This window comes from Streptomyces lunalinharesii, from assembly GCF_039532155.1.
GTDB classification, from domain to species: Bacteria; Actinomycetota; Actinomycetes; order Streptomycetales; family Streptomycetaceae; genus Streptomyces; species Streptomyces lunalinharesii.
This window is the reverse complement of record NZ_BAAARK010000012.1, coordinates 159149-175039: the sequence shown is the minus strand read 5'-3', so window position 1 is coordinate 175039 and position 15891 is coordinate 159149. Positions and strand designations below refer to the sequence as shown.

The 15891-nt window shown below is 73.3% G+C and carries 14 protein-coding genes; 9 read left to right on the top strand and 5 right to left on the bottom strand.

Features of this window, described 5'->3' with window-relative positions; translation table 11 throughout:
* Positions 1-3 precede the first annotated feature (3 nt).
* Positions 4-1005 (bottom strand): amidohydrolase family protein, encoded by a 1002-nt coding sequence (locus tag ABD385_RS20345; RefSeq protein ID WP_344578006.1) that lies wholly within the window; start codon positions 1003-1005, stop codon positions 4-6.
* Positions 1006-1068: 63 nt separating this feature from the next.
* Between ABD385_RS20345 and ABD385_RS20340 the strand changes: the two genes are divergently transcribed.
* Positions 1069-1581: a MarR family winged helix-turn-helix transcriptional regulator gene (locus ABD385_RS20340; RefSeq protein WP_344578004.1), complete on the top strand. Its 513-nt coding sequence runs from the start codon at positions 1069-1071 to the stop codon at positions 1579-1581.
* Between the two features lie 99 nt (positions 1582-1680).
* On the top strand, positions 1681-2301 hold the full coding sequence (locus ABD385_RS20335) for a DNA polymerase ligase N-terminal domain-containing protein (RefSeq protein ID WP_344578002.1): 621 nt from the start codon (positions 1681-1683) through the stop codon (positions 2299-2301).
* 42 nt (positions 2302-2343) lie between these two features.
* Here the strand turns inward: ABD385_RS20335 and ABD385_RS20330 are convergent, their stop codons facing one another.
* Positions 2344-3114, bottom strand: a complete 771-nt coding sequence (locus ABD385_RS20330) for a maleylpyruvate isomerase N-terminal domain-containing protein (RefSeq protein ID WP_344578000.1) — start codon at positions 3112-3114, stop codon at positions 2344-2346.
* 194 nt (positions 3115-3308) lie between these two features.
* On the opposite strand from ABD385_RS20330, the gene ABD385_RS20325 reads away from it, so the two are divergent.
* The 3 genes from ABD385_RS20325 to ABD385_RS20315 are packed head-to-tail and all read left to right on the top strand — an operon-like array spanning position 3309 to position 4213.
* Positions 3309-3500, top strand: a complete 192-nt coding sequence (locus ABD385_RS20325) for a hypothetical protein (RefSeq protein ID WP_344577998.1) — start codon at positions 3309-3311, stop codon at positions 3498-3500.
* Complete coding sequence (locus tag ABD385_RS20320; protein ID WP_344577997.1) at positions 3497-3931, top strand: monovalent cation/H+ antiporter complex subunit F; 435 nt, start codon at positions 3497-3499, stop codon at positions 3929-3931. The genes ABD385_RS20325 and ABD385_RS20320 overlap by 4 nt, the downstream gene beginning before the upstream one ends.
* 15 nt (positions 3932-3946) lie before the next feature.
* A complete protein-coding gene (locus tag ABD385_RS20315; RefSeq protein WP_344577996.1) occupies positions 3947-4213 on the top strand; it encodes a hydrogenase subunit MbhD domain-containing protein in 267 nt (88 codons plus the stop codon).
* A 38-nt stretch (positions 4214-4251) separates the two neighbouring features.
* On the opposite strand, the gene ABD385_RS20310 is transcribed toward ABD385_RS20315, so the two are convergent.
* The 3 genes from ABD385_RS20310 to ABD385_RS20300 form a co-directional block, all read right to left on the bottom strand.
* A complete protein-coding gene (locus tag ABD385_RS20310; RefSeq protein WP_344577994.1) occupies positions 4252-4917 on the bottom strand; it encodes an HhH-GDP family DNA glycosylase in 666 nt (221 codons plus the stop codon).
* 925 nt (positions 4918-5842) lie between these two features.
* Entirely contained in the window at positions 5843-6517 is a 675-nt protein-coding gene (locus ABD385_RS20305; protein WP_344577993.1) for an HdeD family acid-resistance protein, read from the bottom strand.
* 677 nt (positions 6518-7194) lie between these two features.
* On the bottom strand, positions 7195-7974 hold the full coding sequence (locus ABD385_RS20300; protein WP_344577992.1) for a GNAT family N-acetyltransferase: 780 nt from the start codon (positions 7972-7974) through the stop codon (positions 7195-7197).
* 550 nt (positions 7975-8524) lie between these two features.
* Between ABD385_RS20300 and ABD385_RS20295 the strand changes: the two genes are divergently transcribed.
* The 4 genes from ABD385_RS20295 (at position 8525) to ABD385_RS20280 (ending at position 15581) form a co-directional block, all read left to right on the top strand.
* Positions 8525-9310, top strand: coding sequence for a GNAT family N-acetyltransferase (locus ABD385_RS20295; RefSeq protein ID WP_344577991.1), 786 nt, complete (start codon positions 8525-8527; stop codon positions 9308-9310).
* A 215-nt stretch (positions 9311-9525) separates the two neighbouring features.
* On the top strand, positions 9526-10056 hold the full coding sequence (locus ABD385_RS20290; RefSeq protein ID WP_344577989.1) for a universal stress protein: 531 nt from the start codon (positions 9526-9528) through the stop codon (positions 10054-10056).
* A 521-nt stretch (positions 10057-10577) separates the two neighbouring features.
* On the top strand, positions 10578-12449 hold the full coding sequence (locus ABD385_RS20285) for a transketolase (protein WP_344577987.1): 1872 nt from the start codon (positions 10578-10580) through the stop codon (positions 12447-12449).
* 192 nt (positions 12450-12641) lie between these two features.
* Positions 12642-15581: an AfsR/SARP family transcriptional regulator gene (locus ABD385_RS20280; protein ID WP_344577986.1), complete on the top strand. Its 2940-nt coding sequence runs from the start codon at positions 12642-12644 to the stop codon at positions 15579-15581.
* Positions 15582-15891: the final 310 nt, after the last annotated feature.

The window sequence follows — 15891 nt, the reverse complement described above, 5'->3', positions numbered from 1 at the left end:
GCTTCACCGACCGGGTGGAGTGGCGTGGCCGTCGGCCGCCGGTGCGTCGGCGGTGCCGGTTCGGCCCGCCAGGCGCGGGAAGAGCGCTTCGGCGTTGGTCCGGTCGATGGCGTCGGCCTGGCCGGGGGCGTAGTCGGGGTAGGTCTCCAGGTAGGTGTTGTAGTAGGTGCCCGCGCCCTGGGGTGCGAAGGGCCAGTCACTGCCGTAGAGGACGTGGCCGGGTTCGGCGAAGGCGAGCAGGGCGGGCAGGGCGCTGGGGCTGGCGGACAGCGCGGTGTCGAAGTAGAAGCGCTTGAGGTCGCGCAGTACGGCGTCGGCGCTGCGGTCCGGGTCCACGGCGAGCGGAGCCAGGCCGGAGAAGCGGTAGGCGGCGTAGGGCAGGAAGCCACCGCCGTGGGAGAGGATCACCCGGACGTTCGGGTAGCGGTTCATGACGCCGTTGAGCACCAGGTTGAGGGCGGTGCGGGTGGTGTCGAAGACGAAGTCCGCCAAGGGGGCCGGGGTGCCGGGGAGCAGTGGCATCGGGGGTTGGGCGGGGTGGATGAAGACGTTGGCGCGGCGTCGGTCGAGTTCGGCCCACAGCGTCTCGAAGTCGGGGTCGCCGAGGTAGCGGCCGTGCGCGTTGGACATCAGCACGACCCCGTCGGCGGCCAGGGCGTCGAGCGCGTACACGGCCTCGGCGACGGCGGCGTCGACGTCGGGCAGGGGGACGCTGGCGAAGTGGCCGAAGCGGTCCGGGCGGTCCTTGACGAGTTCGGCGGTGTACTCGTTGACGGCGCGGGCCAAGTGGCGGGCGTCGGCGTCGCCGTCGAAGTGGACGCCGGGCGCGGTGACCGAGAGCACGCCGGTGGCGATGCCCTGCTGGTCCATCATCGCGAGGGCGCTGCCGGCGCTCCAGGCGGGGACGGCCCAGCCGCCGGAATCCAGGCCGCGGGCGTCGAGGGCGTCGGCCCAGACCGGCGGGACGATGTGCTGGTGGACGTCGATGCGGGCGGGAAAGTTCATCACTAGCTCCTTAGCCCCCTAGTCATTAGCTTGCTAAGTAATTCATTGAGTAAGCTAACAATCATGCGAGAGGCGAGCAAGCACGGGGGCGCGGACGACCCGGCCCCCACCCCCGACGAAGGCGGCATCGAGGAGCTGGCGCGCGCCGCCGACCAGCTCTTCTACGCCATGCGGCGGTCACGGGCAGCCACCGTCGGGCGGTCGTCGGCCGGGCTGTCCCTGGCGCAGCTGGCGCTCCTCTACCCGCTCGCCGACGACATCCGGGGCGAGGGGCTGGCGGTCAGCAAGCTCGCCTCGCACGCCGACGTCAGCGTGCCGACCGCCACCCGGATGCTCAAACAGCTCGAAGCCACCGGCGTGGTCACCCGACGACGCTCCGACCTGGACGAACGCCAGGTCCTGATCCGCCTCACCGAGGACGGCGCCCGTCGGCTCGCCGCCATCCGCACCGACCTGCGGGCCCGGCAGTCGCGCGCCCTGTCGCATTTCACACCCCAGGAGCGCCGCGTCCTCACGACGCAACTGCACGAACTCGCCGGGCTGATCACCGACTTGACGCCCGGACCGGACCGGTAGGTCCCGGCCGGGACGGGTCCGGGTGCGCGTGCGGCGCGGTCCGACGCGCGCCACAGTGGGAGGTGCGGGCACTGCATCCGGAAGGAAGGCGGGCGGACCGTGAACGGCGACGACGCGCTGACGACATACCGGGGCAAGCGGCACTTCGACCGGACCGGCGAGCCGCGGGGCGGGCGGGCGCCCGCCGAGGACGCACCGCACTTCGTGGTGCAGATCCACGACGCCAGCACCCTGCACTTCGACTTCCGGCTGGAGGTCGACGGCGTGCTGAAGTCCTGGTCCGTGCCGAAGGGCCCGTCCGCCGATCCGCACGACAAGCGGTTGGCGATGCCCACGGAGGACCATCCACTGGAGTACCGGGAGTTCGAAGGCGTCATTCCGGCGGGCGAGTACGGTGCGGGCACCGTGATCGTCTGGGACGAGGGCAGCTACCGTCCGCTGCCGGGGCGCAGGAACCGCGGCCGCACCTTCGGCGAAGCCCTGGAGCACGGTCACGTGTCCTTCTGGCTCGACGGGAGCAAGCTGCACGGCGGCTACGCGCTCACCCGGTTCCGCAGCGGTGGCGCCGGAGAGCGGGAAGCCTGGCTGCTGGTCAAGGAGAACGACGAGCGGGCCGAGGAGCACGGCGCGCCCGACGCCCGCCGGGCGCGGTCCGTGCTCAGCGGACGGACCCTCGGACGCGTGGCCGAGGAGGCCGCCGAGGGTGGGGAACGCCGGTAGCACGGGCTGCCGGGCCGCGCCGTCCGCTTGGCGGCCCTCGGCTCAGTAGCCGCCCAGCAGGGTCCGCACCCTGCGCAGGGTGTCGGGGCCGACCGAGCTGTGCCAGCGTGCCGGGTCGGCGGGACGTCGTCCCCACAGCAGCAGGACGCGTACGGCCGCGTCGCTCTCGATGGTGGCCGGCCCTTCGGGGGCGGCGAGCCGGATGCTGCCGCCGTCCGCGTCGGCCACCACGACGACGTCATCGGTGCCCGGCGTGCGCAGGCGCCCCTCGAACCGGCCCTCGGGTCCCAGGTCGAGAGCGGTCCGGCCCCGTTTCAGCAGGGGCCGGCCGACCGACACGACGCTGCGCTCCGTCATCCACGGCTCGTTGAGCGCCTGCACGGCGGTGCGGTCGTCGCCGGTCAGGTCCCAGCGGTGCAGGATGAGTTCCTCGCGCAGGTGCTCCGCGAAGAAGGGCACCTTCACGGTTCGGCCGGTCCACTGCACCTCGGTGTCCGGCGAGAGGTCCCGTGCGGCGGCCGCGGCGACCTCGGTGAGCTGTTCGCAGCGGGCCGTGAACGCCGCCCACAGGTCGGCGTCGGACATCCGCCGGTAGGGCTCCTCCCGCTCGAAGCCCCGGGTCTCCACCGGTGTTCCGGCGAGGAACGCGCCGAGCACCCGGGCCAGTTCCTCGGCGTTGCCCGTTTGGTGGGCGAGGACGTCGCGCACCGTCCACGCCTCGCACCAGGTGCCGTCGTCGGGCCGCCGTGCCTGGACGGCGTGGAGGAACGGCGCCAGTTCCGGCAGGGTGTCGTTGACCTGTGAGGGGATCATGGGCCATGGGTATCCGGGCGGGGCCCCCGGCCAAACCGACCGGCGGCCGACCGGGCGCCGGTGCCGTTCCGGCGTGCGCGGCGTGCGGAACACCGCGCGGCACCCCGTCGGAGTAACCCGCGGCGCGGTGCCCCGGCGGCCACCGGCCCGCATGTGAGCCTGGCCCCGGCAACCGCTCGGCAGGAGGTGCAGGGATGAGTCGCTCGACGGCGACGCGCGTGCTCGTGACGGGCGCCGAACTCCTCGTCTGGTGGGCGGCGTTGACCGGGTTGTGGATGGTGCTCATCGGCAGCGTCGACACGTTGGAATGGGTGGTCGGTGCGCTCGCCGCACTGCTCGCCGCCTGCGCGGCCCATGAGGCACGGCGCGCAGCCAGCACCCCGTGAACGGCTGGACGGCCGCCGGCACCGCACTGTTCCTGTTCGGTGCGGCCCCGGCCGGTTGGGCGACGGCCACCGGACCGGCCGGACGCCGGGTGGTCGCGCAGAACACCGTGACCACACTGGTCAGCCTGGCCGTTCTGCTGCTGGCCCAGGGCTTCGCCCGCCCCGCATACCAGGATCCGGCCCTGGAGCTCGCGGTGCTCGGTCCGGCCGGGACGCTGTTGTACGCACGCCTGCTCGCGGACGACGTGGCGGCGCGCCCGGTAGCGCGACGGTCGTTGCGGATCACGACGTGGCTGAACTACCTCGCCGTCCTGCTGGTCGTCGGGGCGCTGTTGGTGCTCGGCAGCCGGGTCGCGGGGCGGGCGGTGTCGGCGGCCGGTTCGTCGGGACGCGGCTCGGTCCGGTCGACGGGCGGGACGTCCGATGGGTGAACGAGGGGGTCCGGGGTGACCGGTGTGCCGCTGCTGCTCGGCCTGCTCCTGGTGGCCGTGGCCGGCACCGCCACAGTGCTGGTGCGCGATCCCGTCCGCCAGTCGTTTCTGCTCTCCCTCCTCGGGCTCGCGCTCGCGTTGCTCTTCCTGCTCCTCCAGGCACCGGACGTCGCCCTGTCCCAACTGGCCGTCGGTTCCGCGCTGACGCCGCTGATGGTGCTGCTGTCCGTGCGGAAGGTGCGGCGCCGCGCCCGCGGTGCGCGGCGTACGGAGCGGGCATGAGCAGGCGGGTCCGGCGGCGGCCAGCCCGGGCCGGCCGGTCAGCGGGTCGCCGCCGCCCGCACCTCCTCGGCGAGGGTCGGGTCCAGCGCGACGCGGACCAGAGCGGAGGCGAACGCGGCGGCCCGTCCCGCTGGGACCAGCCGCGCGAGCTTCCCCGGATCGTCCGGCAGCCCCAGCCGCTCCGCGCCCTGCACAGCCTTCGGGTCGAGGAACGGGGCGTACTCCGGCCAGACGCCCTGCACTTCACGCAGGAAGATCGCGGATCCGGTGGGCCCGACGCCCGGCAGTTCCTGGAGCATCCGGCGCAGCGCGTCGGCGTCGCCGTCGGCCGTCTCCCGCATCCGGCGCAGATCGCCGCCGTACCTGTCCAGCAACAGTTCCGCACCCTCGCCGAGTCGGGTGGCGGTGCCCTCGTCGTAGCGTCGGTACCCGCCCGCGCCGAGGGCGTCCACGCGCTGCTGCCAGGTGGCGTCGAGCATGCGGCGCGGGGTGCCCAGTCCCGCGTCGCGCAGCGCCCGCAGCGTGGCCACGGCGATCGACGCGCGGATGCGGGTGCTGAGCAGATCCGCCAGCACCGCGAGTTGGTAGAGCGGCTGCGGCGTGTTCCGCAGCGTGATGCCGCTCTGCGCCGCGTACGTCTCGCCGTGGCGCGCCAACAGGGCCCGGACGAGGTCCTGTTGGCGTGCACCGGATGCGCCGTTCATCGCCACCCTCCGCGCCGTGCGCCGAGCCTTCCACCGGGGCCCCGCGCCAACCACTCCGCGGCGCGCCCCTCCCCCTCGACCGTTCCCTTCTCCGTCAACCCGTTCGCCACCATGCAATGCCCTCCGTCGGTCTCTCGGGGAGATCCGAGTACCGGACTCCGCCCGGAATCCGGTACGCAATCCGGTACGCAATCCGGCGATCCGCCCGGGCGCCGTGCCGCCCCGCCGCCGTACGCTTCGTCCCGTGGTGCTGCCCCGTACGGCCCCTTACGGCCCCGGCTTCCGTACCCGCGGCCCGGGCCGGCAGAAACCGTCACTGCTCCGCCGGCGGCACGTCGTATGGGCCATGTGCGTGCATACCGGTGCCACGACGGCCGTCGCCACCCCCGTCTCGCTCGGGGACACGGAACGCGCGACTTCTGCCCGAGCCCCGCCGTCGTACGGTGGACAGAACGCTCTTCTCCCGTGGACGGAGATCGCCATGACCGTGCCGCAACCCCCGGGACCGCCCGGACCGACCCGCCCCGACCCGGTCCCACCCACACCGGGCCCGAACCCCGGTCCGCCGGGCCCGCAACCGGGTCCCGCGCCCGGGCCCGTCCCCGCACCACCACCCGGCCCCGACCCGCTGCCGCCGCCCCCTCTGCGGCCCGAACCGGACCCCGTGCCGCCCGTCCCGACCCCGCCGACACCGGGCCCCACTCCCGGCCCCGCCCCTGGCCCGCGCCCCGCCTCCACCGGCCCGCTCCGCCGCGACCCTGGCACCGGCGCTTTCGGGTGATCCGCACGACACGTCATGCACCGTCGGGGCACTGGCCGGGGCGCTGGCCGCCCCGGCGCGAACGCCTGGATGCGCAGCACGGGCCGGGCGTCCGCTGACGCGGTACGCCCGGCCCGTGTTGCGGGAAGTCAGTGTTGCGGGAAGTCAGTGTTGCGGGTGGGGGTGTGCGTGGAACAGGGACCGCCGGTGCTTGGTGCTCGTGCCCCGGGTGAGTCGACCGGCCGTCATGCGCAGTTGGATGGCGTGGACGACTTCGACGGCCCCCAGGACGATGGCCATGATGCCCGCCACCACGGTCAGCGCGGCGATCGACCCGAACGGCGAGACGATCAGCACGATGCCTGCCAGCAGGGTGATGATGCCCAAGAAGAGCTGCCAACCACGCGCGGGCATTTCGGGAGACGAGCCCGCGGCCGCCGTCATCATGATGCCGCGCAACAACCAGCCGAAGCCGATCCAGAGTGCGAGCAGCAGGATCGACTGCAGGGTGCCGCGGAAGCAGACGAGGCCGAGCAGGAGGGAGAGCGCACCCGTGATGAAGTGCAGGGCACGCAGGTGTCCGGGCACGTGCACGCCGAACGCCGCGGCCAGTTGGAATACCCCGCTGACCACCAGGAAGATGCCGAAGACGATTCCGACGACGTGCAGGGTCCGGTGCGGCCAGGCCAGGACGACGACGCCCAGGGCGATCGACGCCAGGCCGATGGTCAGCAGGGCCTGCCAGCCTAGGTTCGCCATGGCGCCCAGCGCCTCGCCCGCGGGACCGGCTCGCTGGGCGTGGGGCTGACTGTTGCCCGAGGATGCGGAGGGTGTTGTCATGCCGCCCACCTTTCTCATGGACCAGCACGGTCGGGTCACGTCTCTCCATCGTCACCCCATCGGCCCAGTCCCGCTCGCGGGGCAGGACGCGCCAGGCATGGACGCCATCCACGCACAGCGTCCGAGCACCCCGCCGAAGGGCGCAGCGTGCCCGAACGGCTCCGGCCTGTGGTCGTGACACCAGGCACCCGTCGTGGCGGGGGCGGGCGGCAGGCGGCAGGCGGCAGGCGGCAGGTGCCGTTCCGCGGGACTGTACGGGACTGTAGATGCCGAGGCCCGCGCGACAACGCCCCCAGTCACACGGGCCTTGAGCGGGGACTTCCAGCGTGAACACCCCAGCAGGCGGCGCGGGTTCGTAGTCACACACGGCGCCGGAATCCGCGGTCCGGTCGGGGCGTCAGGGCATGGGTTGGTGACGGGACTCTCCGCCAGACTTCGCCGAAGACGTCCTCGGCGAATCGCTGTGGTCGAAGCAGCGGGCAGCGCTGGACGCGATCGTCCATCACGAGCGGGTCGCCGTACCGCCCGGGTCCGGCGTCGGTAAGACGCACCTCGCCGCCGCGTTCGTCACGGCGCGCTGCCCGGTCCGGTAGGCCCGCTACCGCTACCGCTACCGCTACCGGTGGGACACCCGGCCAGAGACCCGCCGCCTGAAACAGCGCCTGTCCTCGGTCGCTCTACGGCCGGTACACGTGTGGCGTGGTGGTACTCAGGACGGCGAACCCGAGGCGTTGCAGGATCGGGCGGCTCTGGCTGGAGGCGTCGACTTGCAAATAGCGATAGCCGCGTTCGGCGGCGATACGGGCTCGGTGGGCGACCAGCGCCCGGTAGATGCCCCGGCCGCGCCATGCCGGCACAGTGCCCCCGCCCCAGAGGCTGGCGAACGCGGTGCCTGGGTGCAGTTCCATCCGCGCGGCGCACACCGGCAGGTCACCGGCCATCGCGACGACCATACTGAAGCTTTCCGGCTTCCCAACCAACTGGGAGAGCATGCGGTGGCGAAGCCGGCTGGCGCTCGTGCCGAATGCCTGTTCGTGGACGTCCGCCGCGAGATCCACACCGGATCGGCCGGTGACCGACTGCAAATGGACGCCTTCAGGTAGTTCGACGTCGATGGAAAGGTCGTTGATCTCGGCGACCATCAAGGTCTCCTCAGGCTCGGGGGAGAACCCCGCAGCCCTCAGCCGCGCAGCAAGATCACCGGGCTGGTCGTGACCATACAGCTTCCATTCGAACTCCCGCCCCAGCGAGGCGAAGTGCTGGACTTGTGTCGTGATCGCCGCGTCCGCCGTGGCCTCATTCAGGTCGGACCAGACGACGCCGTTCCACTCGCCGTCGCCAGCGCCGACCTGCCGCACCACGTCGCCGATCCGCTCGACCCTCGCCCCAGGATCGTCGGCTCGCGCATCCTGTCGCATCTGCCGGTCGAACAGGGAAAGTACCGCTTCAGGGTCCATCCACCCAGTCGATCACCGAACGAACGAAGGCAGCAACTGGATTCCCCGACCCCCGCCCCCGCCGGCGAAACCGCAGTTCATCAGGGGTGCGTCAAGAGGGGTGGGCGCTTCTTGCGGGCCGCTGGGGCATGGCATTCGATGGGGCTGTGAACGGTGTCCGGTTCGTCTTCGACCACCCGCCCCATCCCAAGGGGCAGCGGCGCGCCGCGCGCTGCCTGACGACGTCCGGGTCCTGCTGACGCGCCTTCCGCGGCACTGCGGGACCGCCGTGACCAACGGCGGCGCCGCCCGCGCCCTGGGGCCCGGCGGCCCTCTCCCCCGCGGCGGTCGTCTCCGCCCGGCGCGCAGAGGAACCGTCGAGCGCGACCGTCCCTCACGCAACACCGCGTGAGGCGGCACGCCGGCCCCACCCAACCGACCCGTACGGCCCGTTCGGCCTCCACCACCCGTTCGGGCCATGCGGCCAGCACGTCAGCCACCACGTGCCGGCGAACGCCGTTCCGTCCGGCGGGCCGGTCCGCGCCCTTCGTGACACCCATGAGGAACTCCTGTGATCGAACTTTCGCCCCGTCAACTCCCGGACCGCACCGAGTGGTTCATGGATGGTCCTCCCGGCGCGACCGCGCTGGCGGAACACGCGCTCCTCACCGGCACCGGCCGTTGGTGGGCCGACCGGGCGCACGACCCGCGTGCCGTGGTGGTCGCCTGTGCCGACCATGTGCTGTTCCGGGGGGACCCCACGGCGCTCGCGCCGCTCTCGCTGGCCGGGTTCGCCGCGCACTACGCCCAGGCACCCGACCGCTTCCTCCCCCTGCTGGGCAGTGCGTTCGACCTGCTGGTGCCCTGGGAGCGCATGGTGTACCTGTTGCGTGAGCCCCAGGCAGTGGTGCGCCCGCCCCGTGGCGTTACGGTGCGCCGACTTCTCGCACAGGACGCCGAGGCACTGGGCGCGCTGAGCGCACCGGGCGTGGACGTCCCCTGGATCCATGCCAGTTGGGGAGGCCCGGTGGGGTTGGCCGCCTCCGGGCACTGTTGGGGGGCGTTCCGGGACGGGGGCCTGGTCGCCGTCGCCTGTACGTATTTCCGTGGGGCCACGCACGAGGACATCGCCTGTGTGACGCTGCCGGCGCACCGCCGGCAGCGGCTCGCCCTGGCCTGCGTCACCGCGCTGTGCCGGGACGTCACTGCGCGCGGACACCTGCCGAGTTGGACCTGTTCCCGGGACAACCGCGCCAGTCGCCTCCTGGCCTGGACGGCCGGTTTTCGCCTGGCGGACGAGTATGTGCACTACGCCGTCGGACAGCCGGTACGGCCCGCGGTCGGGCTGGTCGTCTGAGTGGCGATGCCGGGCGGCGGGTGGTGATGCGGGGGAAAGCGGTCAAGGAACCGTCAGGGATGCCCCTCCCCGCGCAAGGGAAGCGCCAACGACCCCGCGGTTGCCACGTTGCCGCGCTTTCGATGGAACGGTACGGACAGGGCGCGGGTGACCGTGTCACGCAGAACCGTGGCGCACGTGGTCGTGCCACGGGACGAGGAATGGGGAACTGACGCATGAGCAGGCCGGGCGGGCGCGTCGTGGTGGGCGTGAGCGGTTCGCTGGGAAGTCTGACCGCTCTGCATCGGGCCGCCGGCGAGGCCCGCGCCAGGAACGCCGCGTTGTGCGCCGTGCTTGCCTGGGAGCCGCCGGGCGGCAACATCCCGCACCGTGGCGGGCCCGGCCCGACGTCCACCGCTGCCTGGCGCGGCATGGCGGTCGACCGCCTCACCGAAGCCCTCGACGACGCGTTCGGCAGCGCCGGGCCCGGCATGCCGATGGAGCGGATCGTCGTGTGCGGCAAACCCGGGGCGGTCCTGGTGGCGGTCGCCGATCGGGCCGACGACCTGCTGGTCGTCGGGGCCGGTCCGCGCGGCCGGCTGCACCGCGCGATGTGGCCCTCCGTAGGGCGGTACTGCCTCGCGCGCTCCTGCTGCCCGGTGCTGGCCGTGCCGCCGTCTCCGCTCCACCGCACGCTGCACACCGTGCACCGCCGCAACGCGTGGAACCTGCCGTTGACGACGCAGGGGTTGACGGAGAGCCGCTGAGCCGGCGGGCATCCGCCGCCGGCTCACGAGAGGCGGCGCAGATACGGGTCGGTGGCCCGGTGAGGCGCGGGGCGGAAGCGGGCGTCGACGACGCTGCAACCGTCCGTCCGACCGGGCGATCACCGGGTGGCACTCGGCTGTGGTGAGTTCGGGCAGGTCAAAGACCTCATCCTTCCCCGGTTCGAACGGCCCCGGAGCGGCGGCGGCCGCCGTCCGTGGGCCGTGCCTGGCTGGTGGGGCGCGGGCCGTGTGCCGTGCCGCCGCCTCCCTACGACCGCTGTCCCTGGGGCGGCGACGGCTCCAGCGTGCGGTCGTCGGGCTGCTCCGGGCAGGGGCACCGCCCGGCCCTTCCGCCCGCCGCCGGCCGGCCCGTGCGTTCGAACGGATCGCCCAGGGCGCGCTCCTGCCCGATCCCGGGCCGAGGGCACGGTTACCCTGCCCGGACGCTGATCGGCCACCCCGCATCCCGAACCGGCGGCACCCCACCCGGCGTCCACCGGTCGTCCACGAAAGGCCTCCTCATGACCGCAGCGCAGACCACCACGCTCGGGCCGGAGAGCGACCTGCCCGCCGTCTTCGAACTCGCGCAGCAGCTGCGCGTGGACTCGGTGCGCGCCAGCACCGCCGTCGGCTCCGGACACCCCACGTCGAGCCTGTCCGCGGCCGATCTGATGGCTGTCCTGATGACCCGTCACCTGCACTACGACTGGACCGCGCCCGACAATCCGGCGGGCGACCACCTGGTCTTCTCCAAGGGGCACGCGTCCCCGCTGCTGTACGCGATGTTCAAGGCCGCCGGTGCCGTCACCGACGACGAGTTGATGACGACGTACCGCCGGTTCGGCCACCGTCTCCAGGGCCACCCCACTCCCGTGCTGCCCTGGGTGGACCTGGCCACCGGTTCGCTCGGGCAGGGCATCGCCTACGGCGTGGGCATCGCGCTGGCCGGCCGGGACCTGGAGAAGGAGCCCTACCGGGTGTGGGTGCTGTGCGGGGACAGCGAGATGGCCGAGGGGTCCGTGTGGGAGGCCCTCGACAAGGCCGGGCAGCACCGGTTGGCCAACTTCACCGTGCTCGTCGACGTCAATCGGCTCGGCCAGAGCGGACCCACCGAGTTGGAGTGGGACACCGCCGCCTACGCCCGCCGGGTGGAGGCGTTCGGGTGCCGGGCGCTCGTGATCGACGGGCACGACGTGGCGGCGATCGACCAGGCGCTGACCACCGCAGCGGACGGCCTGGCCCCCACCGTAATCGTCGCCAGGACCGTCAAGGGCCGCGGCGTGGCCGAGGTGGCCGACAAGGAGGGGTGGCACGGGAAGGCGCTGCCCGCGGATCTGGCCGAGCGGGCCGTCGCCGAACTGGGCGGCATCCGTCACCTGCGCGTGCGCGGCCCCCGACCGCCGGACGCGGCGCCCGCCCCCGCGTCGCCGGCCGAGCCCGTCGAGTTGCCCCGCTTCGATGTCGGCGACGCCGTCGCCACCCGCGTCGCGTTCGGCCGGGCGCTGGCCGCCGTCGGCGCCCGGCCGAACGTCGTCGCCCTGGACGCCGAGGTCGGCAACTCCACCCACGCCGAGGACTTCGCGAAGGCCCACCCGGAGCGGTACTTCCAGACGTACATCGCCGAGCAGCAGATGATCGCCGACGCCGTCGGCATGGCCGTACGCGGCTACCGCCCCTACGCCACCACCTTCGCCGCGTTCCTGACCCGCGCCCACGACTTCATCCGCATGGCCGCCGTCTCCCAGGTCACGATGGCGCTGTGCGGCACCCACTGCGGCGTCGAGATCGGCGCCGACGGCCCCTCCCAGATGGGGCTCGAAGACCTCGCCATGATGCGCGCGGTCCACGGTTCGACCGTCCTGTACCCCAGCGACGCCACCTCCGCGGCGGCCCTGACCGCGACCATGGCCGACCTCGACGGCATCTCCTACCTGCGCACCACCCGCGGCGCGTACCCGGTCCTCTACGGCGGCGACGAGACCTTCCCGGTCGGCGGTTCCAAGACCCTCCGCCACGGCGGGCAGGACCGGGTCACCCTGATCGGCGCCGGCGTCACCCTGCACGCCTGCCTGGCCGCCGCCGAACGCCTTGCCGACGACGGCGTCGAGGCCCGCGTCATCGACCTGTACTCCGTCAAGCCCGTCGACGCCGACGCCCTCGCGCGGGCCGCCCGGGAGACCGGCGCCCTGGTCGTCGTCGAGGACCACCACCCCGAGGGCGGCATCGGCGAAGCCGTCCTGTCGTCGCTCGCGGCCACCGGCGACCGTCCCGCCTTCGCCCATCTCGCCGTCACCGTCCTGCCCGGCTCCGGCACCACCGACGAGCTCCTCGACGCGGCCGGCCTCTCCGCCGACCACGTGGCCCGGGCCGCGCGGGCGCTGCTGCGGCCGTAGTCCCGCACGTCGCCGGTGGCGCGCGGCGGCCCGCAGCGGTGCCTCGCGCCACCGGCGATGTCGGTCCACGGTCCGGGCGGGGAACCCACCTCGCTCACAGGTCGTGCGGCCTGGTGGAGGCCGGGCCGGAGGGCCGTCATCAGCGGCTTATACTCCCCTGCGGGTCTTCGACGGGTGGGGGAGTTCACGGGCGTGCGGCAGCTTCGATTGGCTCTCCTCGGCCCGCTCCAGGCATGGCGCGGCGACGTGCCGCTGGCCCTCGGCCCGGTGCGCGAACAGGCACTGCTCGCCGCGTTGTTGCTCCGCCCCGGCACGACGGCCAGCCGGCAGCAACTCCTCGACGGCGTGTGGGGCACGGATCAGCCCGGGACCGGCGCCAAGGTTCTTCCGGTCTACGTGCACCGGCTGCGCAAGTGCCTGGACGACGCCGGCGCCGGCCCGGCGGAATCCGTGATCGTCACGGACCGCGGGGGCTACCGCTTCGTACCGCGGAACGTGTGGGTGGACGCGGCACACGTGACGGAACTCGCCGCCGAGGCGACGGCGGCGAGGGACGGCGGCGATCCGGAGGCCGCGGCGGACGCCTGGTCCCGGTCGCTGGCACTGTTCCGCGGCGAGCCGCTGGCCGGGATTCCCGGGCCGTTCGCGCAAGGGGAACGACTGCGGCTGACGGAGTACCGCCTGGCCCTGGTCCAGGACAAGCTGGACTGCGAACTCCGCCTGGGCCGGCAGGCGACCGCCGTCGGCGAACTGTTCGCGCTGACGGAGGCGCACCCGTACCACGAGGCGCTGGCCGCCCTGTTGATGCGCGCCCTGTACGTCGCCAACCGGCAGGCCGACGCCCTGGACGTCTTCGCCAAGGTGCGCCGTCGTCTGGTGGCGGACCAGGGGGCGGAGCCGGGTGCCGAGCTGCGGCAGGTGCACGAGGCGGTGCTGCGCGGCGACGACGCCCGGCTGATCGGCACCGCCGTGCGGCCGGAGCCCCGGCGGCCGGCACCGGCGCACCCCGTGGCCGCCCGCCGGGAGCGCCGGGTGCGCAACGAACTCCCGGTCGGCGTCGGGGACTTCGTCGGTCGGGACCGGGAACTCGCGCTCCTCGGCGCGCCGGTGGCCGACGAGGAGGGCGTGACGGTCCGCGCGGTGGACGGCATGGCCGGGGTCGGCAAGACCGCGCTGGTGGTGCGCGCGGCGCGGGCGGGCCGGGAGCGGTATCCGGACGGCTGTCTCTTCGTCGACCTGCACGGGTACCGCGAGGATCGCGGGGCGTCGGGTCCGCAGCGGGTGCTGCGCCGGTTGTTGCGGGCGGTCGGCGCCGACGAGGGCGAGGACGGGGAGGACCTGGACGAGTTGGCCGCCTCGTGGCGGACGGCCACCGCTGCGCTACGGCTGCTCCTGGTGCTCGACGACGCGTCCGGCGCCGAGCAGGTGCGTCCGCTGCTGCCCGCCGGCCCAGGCAGCATGCTGCTGGTGACCAGTCGTCAGCGACTGACTGGCCTGGACGTGGACCGCAGGCTCTCGCTGGCGCCGCTCGACATCGACGACGCGATGGGGCTGCTCGGTCGCATCGTGGGCGGCTCGGGGACCCCGCACGAGGACGGCGCGATCCGCCGGCTGGCCGGCCTGTGCGACCAGCTGCCGCTGGCCCTGCGGATCGCCGGTGCGCGGTTGCAGAACCGTCCGTCGTGGGCGCTGCGCTCCCTGGTGGACCGGTTGGCGGACGACGAGCGGCGGCTCGGCGAACTCGCGGTCGAGGACCGCAGCGTGGCGGCCGCGTTCCAGCTCTCCTACGACCAGTTGCCGGTCGCCGCGCAGCGTGCGTTCCGGGCCCTGGGACTGTCGCCCACCGTGGAGTTCGACGCGTTGGCGTTGGCCGCGATGCTCGACTGGACGCGGCTGGTGGCCGAACACGTCCTGACGAGCCTGGTCGATGCGAGCCTCGTCCAACAGGTGGCGGCCGACCGCTACCGCTTGCACGATCTGGTCGCGGTGTACGCGCGACGGGTCGCGGCCGATTTTCCCGCGGAGGTCGCGGAGGTCCGGGACGGGGTGTTCCGGTTGTACGTGGCCGCCGCCCGCCGTTCGAGCGACTGGGGGCCGTCCGCCTTCCCGACCGGTCCGACGCCGGGAAGCGCGCCGTTCGCCGACTGGGAGGAGGCCACGAACTGGCTGGACGCGGTGGGCGCCGAGCTGGTCGACGTGGTCGGGCACGCGGTGGGCGTGGGCAAGTTGGACGAAGCCTGTTGGCTCACCGAGGGGCTGTTCGACTACCTCACCCGGCAGGGCCGGTTCCACGAGTGCCGCACCGCCCTGGAAACGGTGCTTCCCCTGGTCACCGTGGTCACCGACCGGCGGATGGCCGCCGAACTCCGCACCTGCCTGGGGATGCTGTACGGGCTGCAGGGTCGGTACGCGCAGGCCCACCCCTGGTTGACGCAGGCCCTGGAGATCAGCCGCGGATCCGGCGACCTGCTGGAACAGGCCAGGGCCCTGGGCAACCTCGGCACGTTCGCCAACCTACAGGGCCGGGTCGAGGACTCCATGGGCCACTTCGCCGAAGTGGCCCTGATCGTCGGCGAGTTGGACGACGCCTGGCTCACGGCCGTGGTCACGGCGACCGTCGGCGACATGCACCACCAGCTGGGCGAGCACGACCGGGCGTACGAGTGCTACACCGAGGCGATCGTCCTCGCCGAGCGGGTCGAGAGTCCACGGCTGCTCGGCAAGACGCTGCTCCGCCTGGGAATCCTCCATCTCGACCGCGGCCGGGCCCGGGACGCCGTCGACGCGTTGCGCCGGGCCGGGGACCTGGCCGCCCGTCTGCGGGACGTGCCGCTCTACGCGGCCGTCCTCGGCAGGTCGAGCATCGCCGAGGCGTGCCTGGGCAACGTGGAGCAGGCGGCCGAACTCGGCTGCCTGGCGCGCCGGGTGCTGAACGGGCAGATCGACCCGGCGTCCGAGGCGCTCCGCACCCGGCTGGTCTGGAACGACGTCGCGGCGGAAGACCTCGCCGGGTCGCGTGAGTTCTTCGAGCGGTCGGTGGCCCTGCCCGACGCCGGCGCCAACCGTGCACGGGTCTCCTCCTTCCTGGACGGCATCCGCCGCCAACGGGACGCGCGGGTCACGGACTTCTAGGGCGCTGCTGACGGCATCGGTCCGGCCGCACGTCGTGGGCCGGGCTCCCTGGAGTTCCCGGATCGTGCCTGCATCGGACGTCAGCGACGCTAGCCGTGACCGTTGACATCGCGCTGACATGGCGATGACTTCGCTGGTGGTGCGGACGTTCGGAACCGGGTGCGGCGGTGCGCGGGTCCGCGCGTGGCGCGGGCGGGACCCGGCTCGTCCGGCTCGGGGCGCGCGGGCGACGGCGGGGTGGTGCAGTGACTGCCGCACGGGCGGCCGGTCCGCCGATTTCCCGACGACGGAGATCCGGCCCTCCCTCACC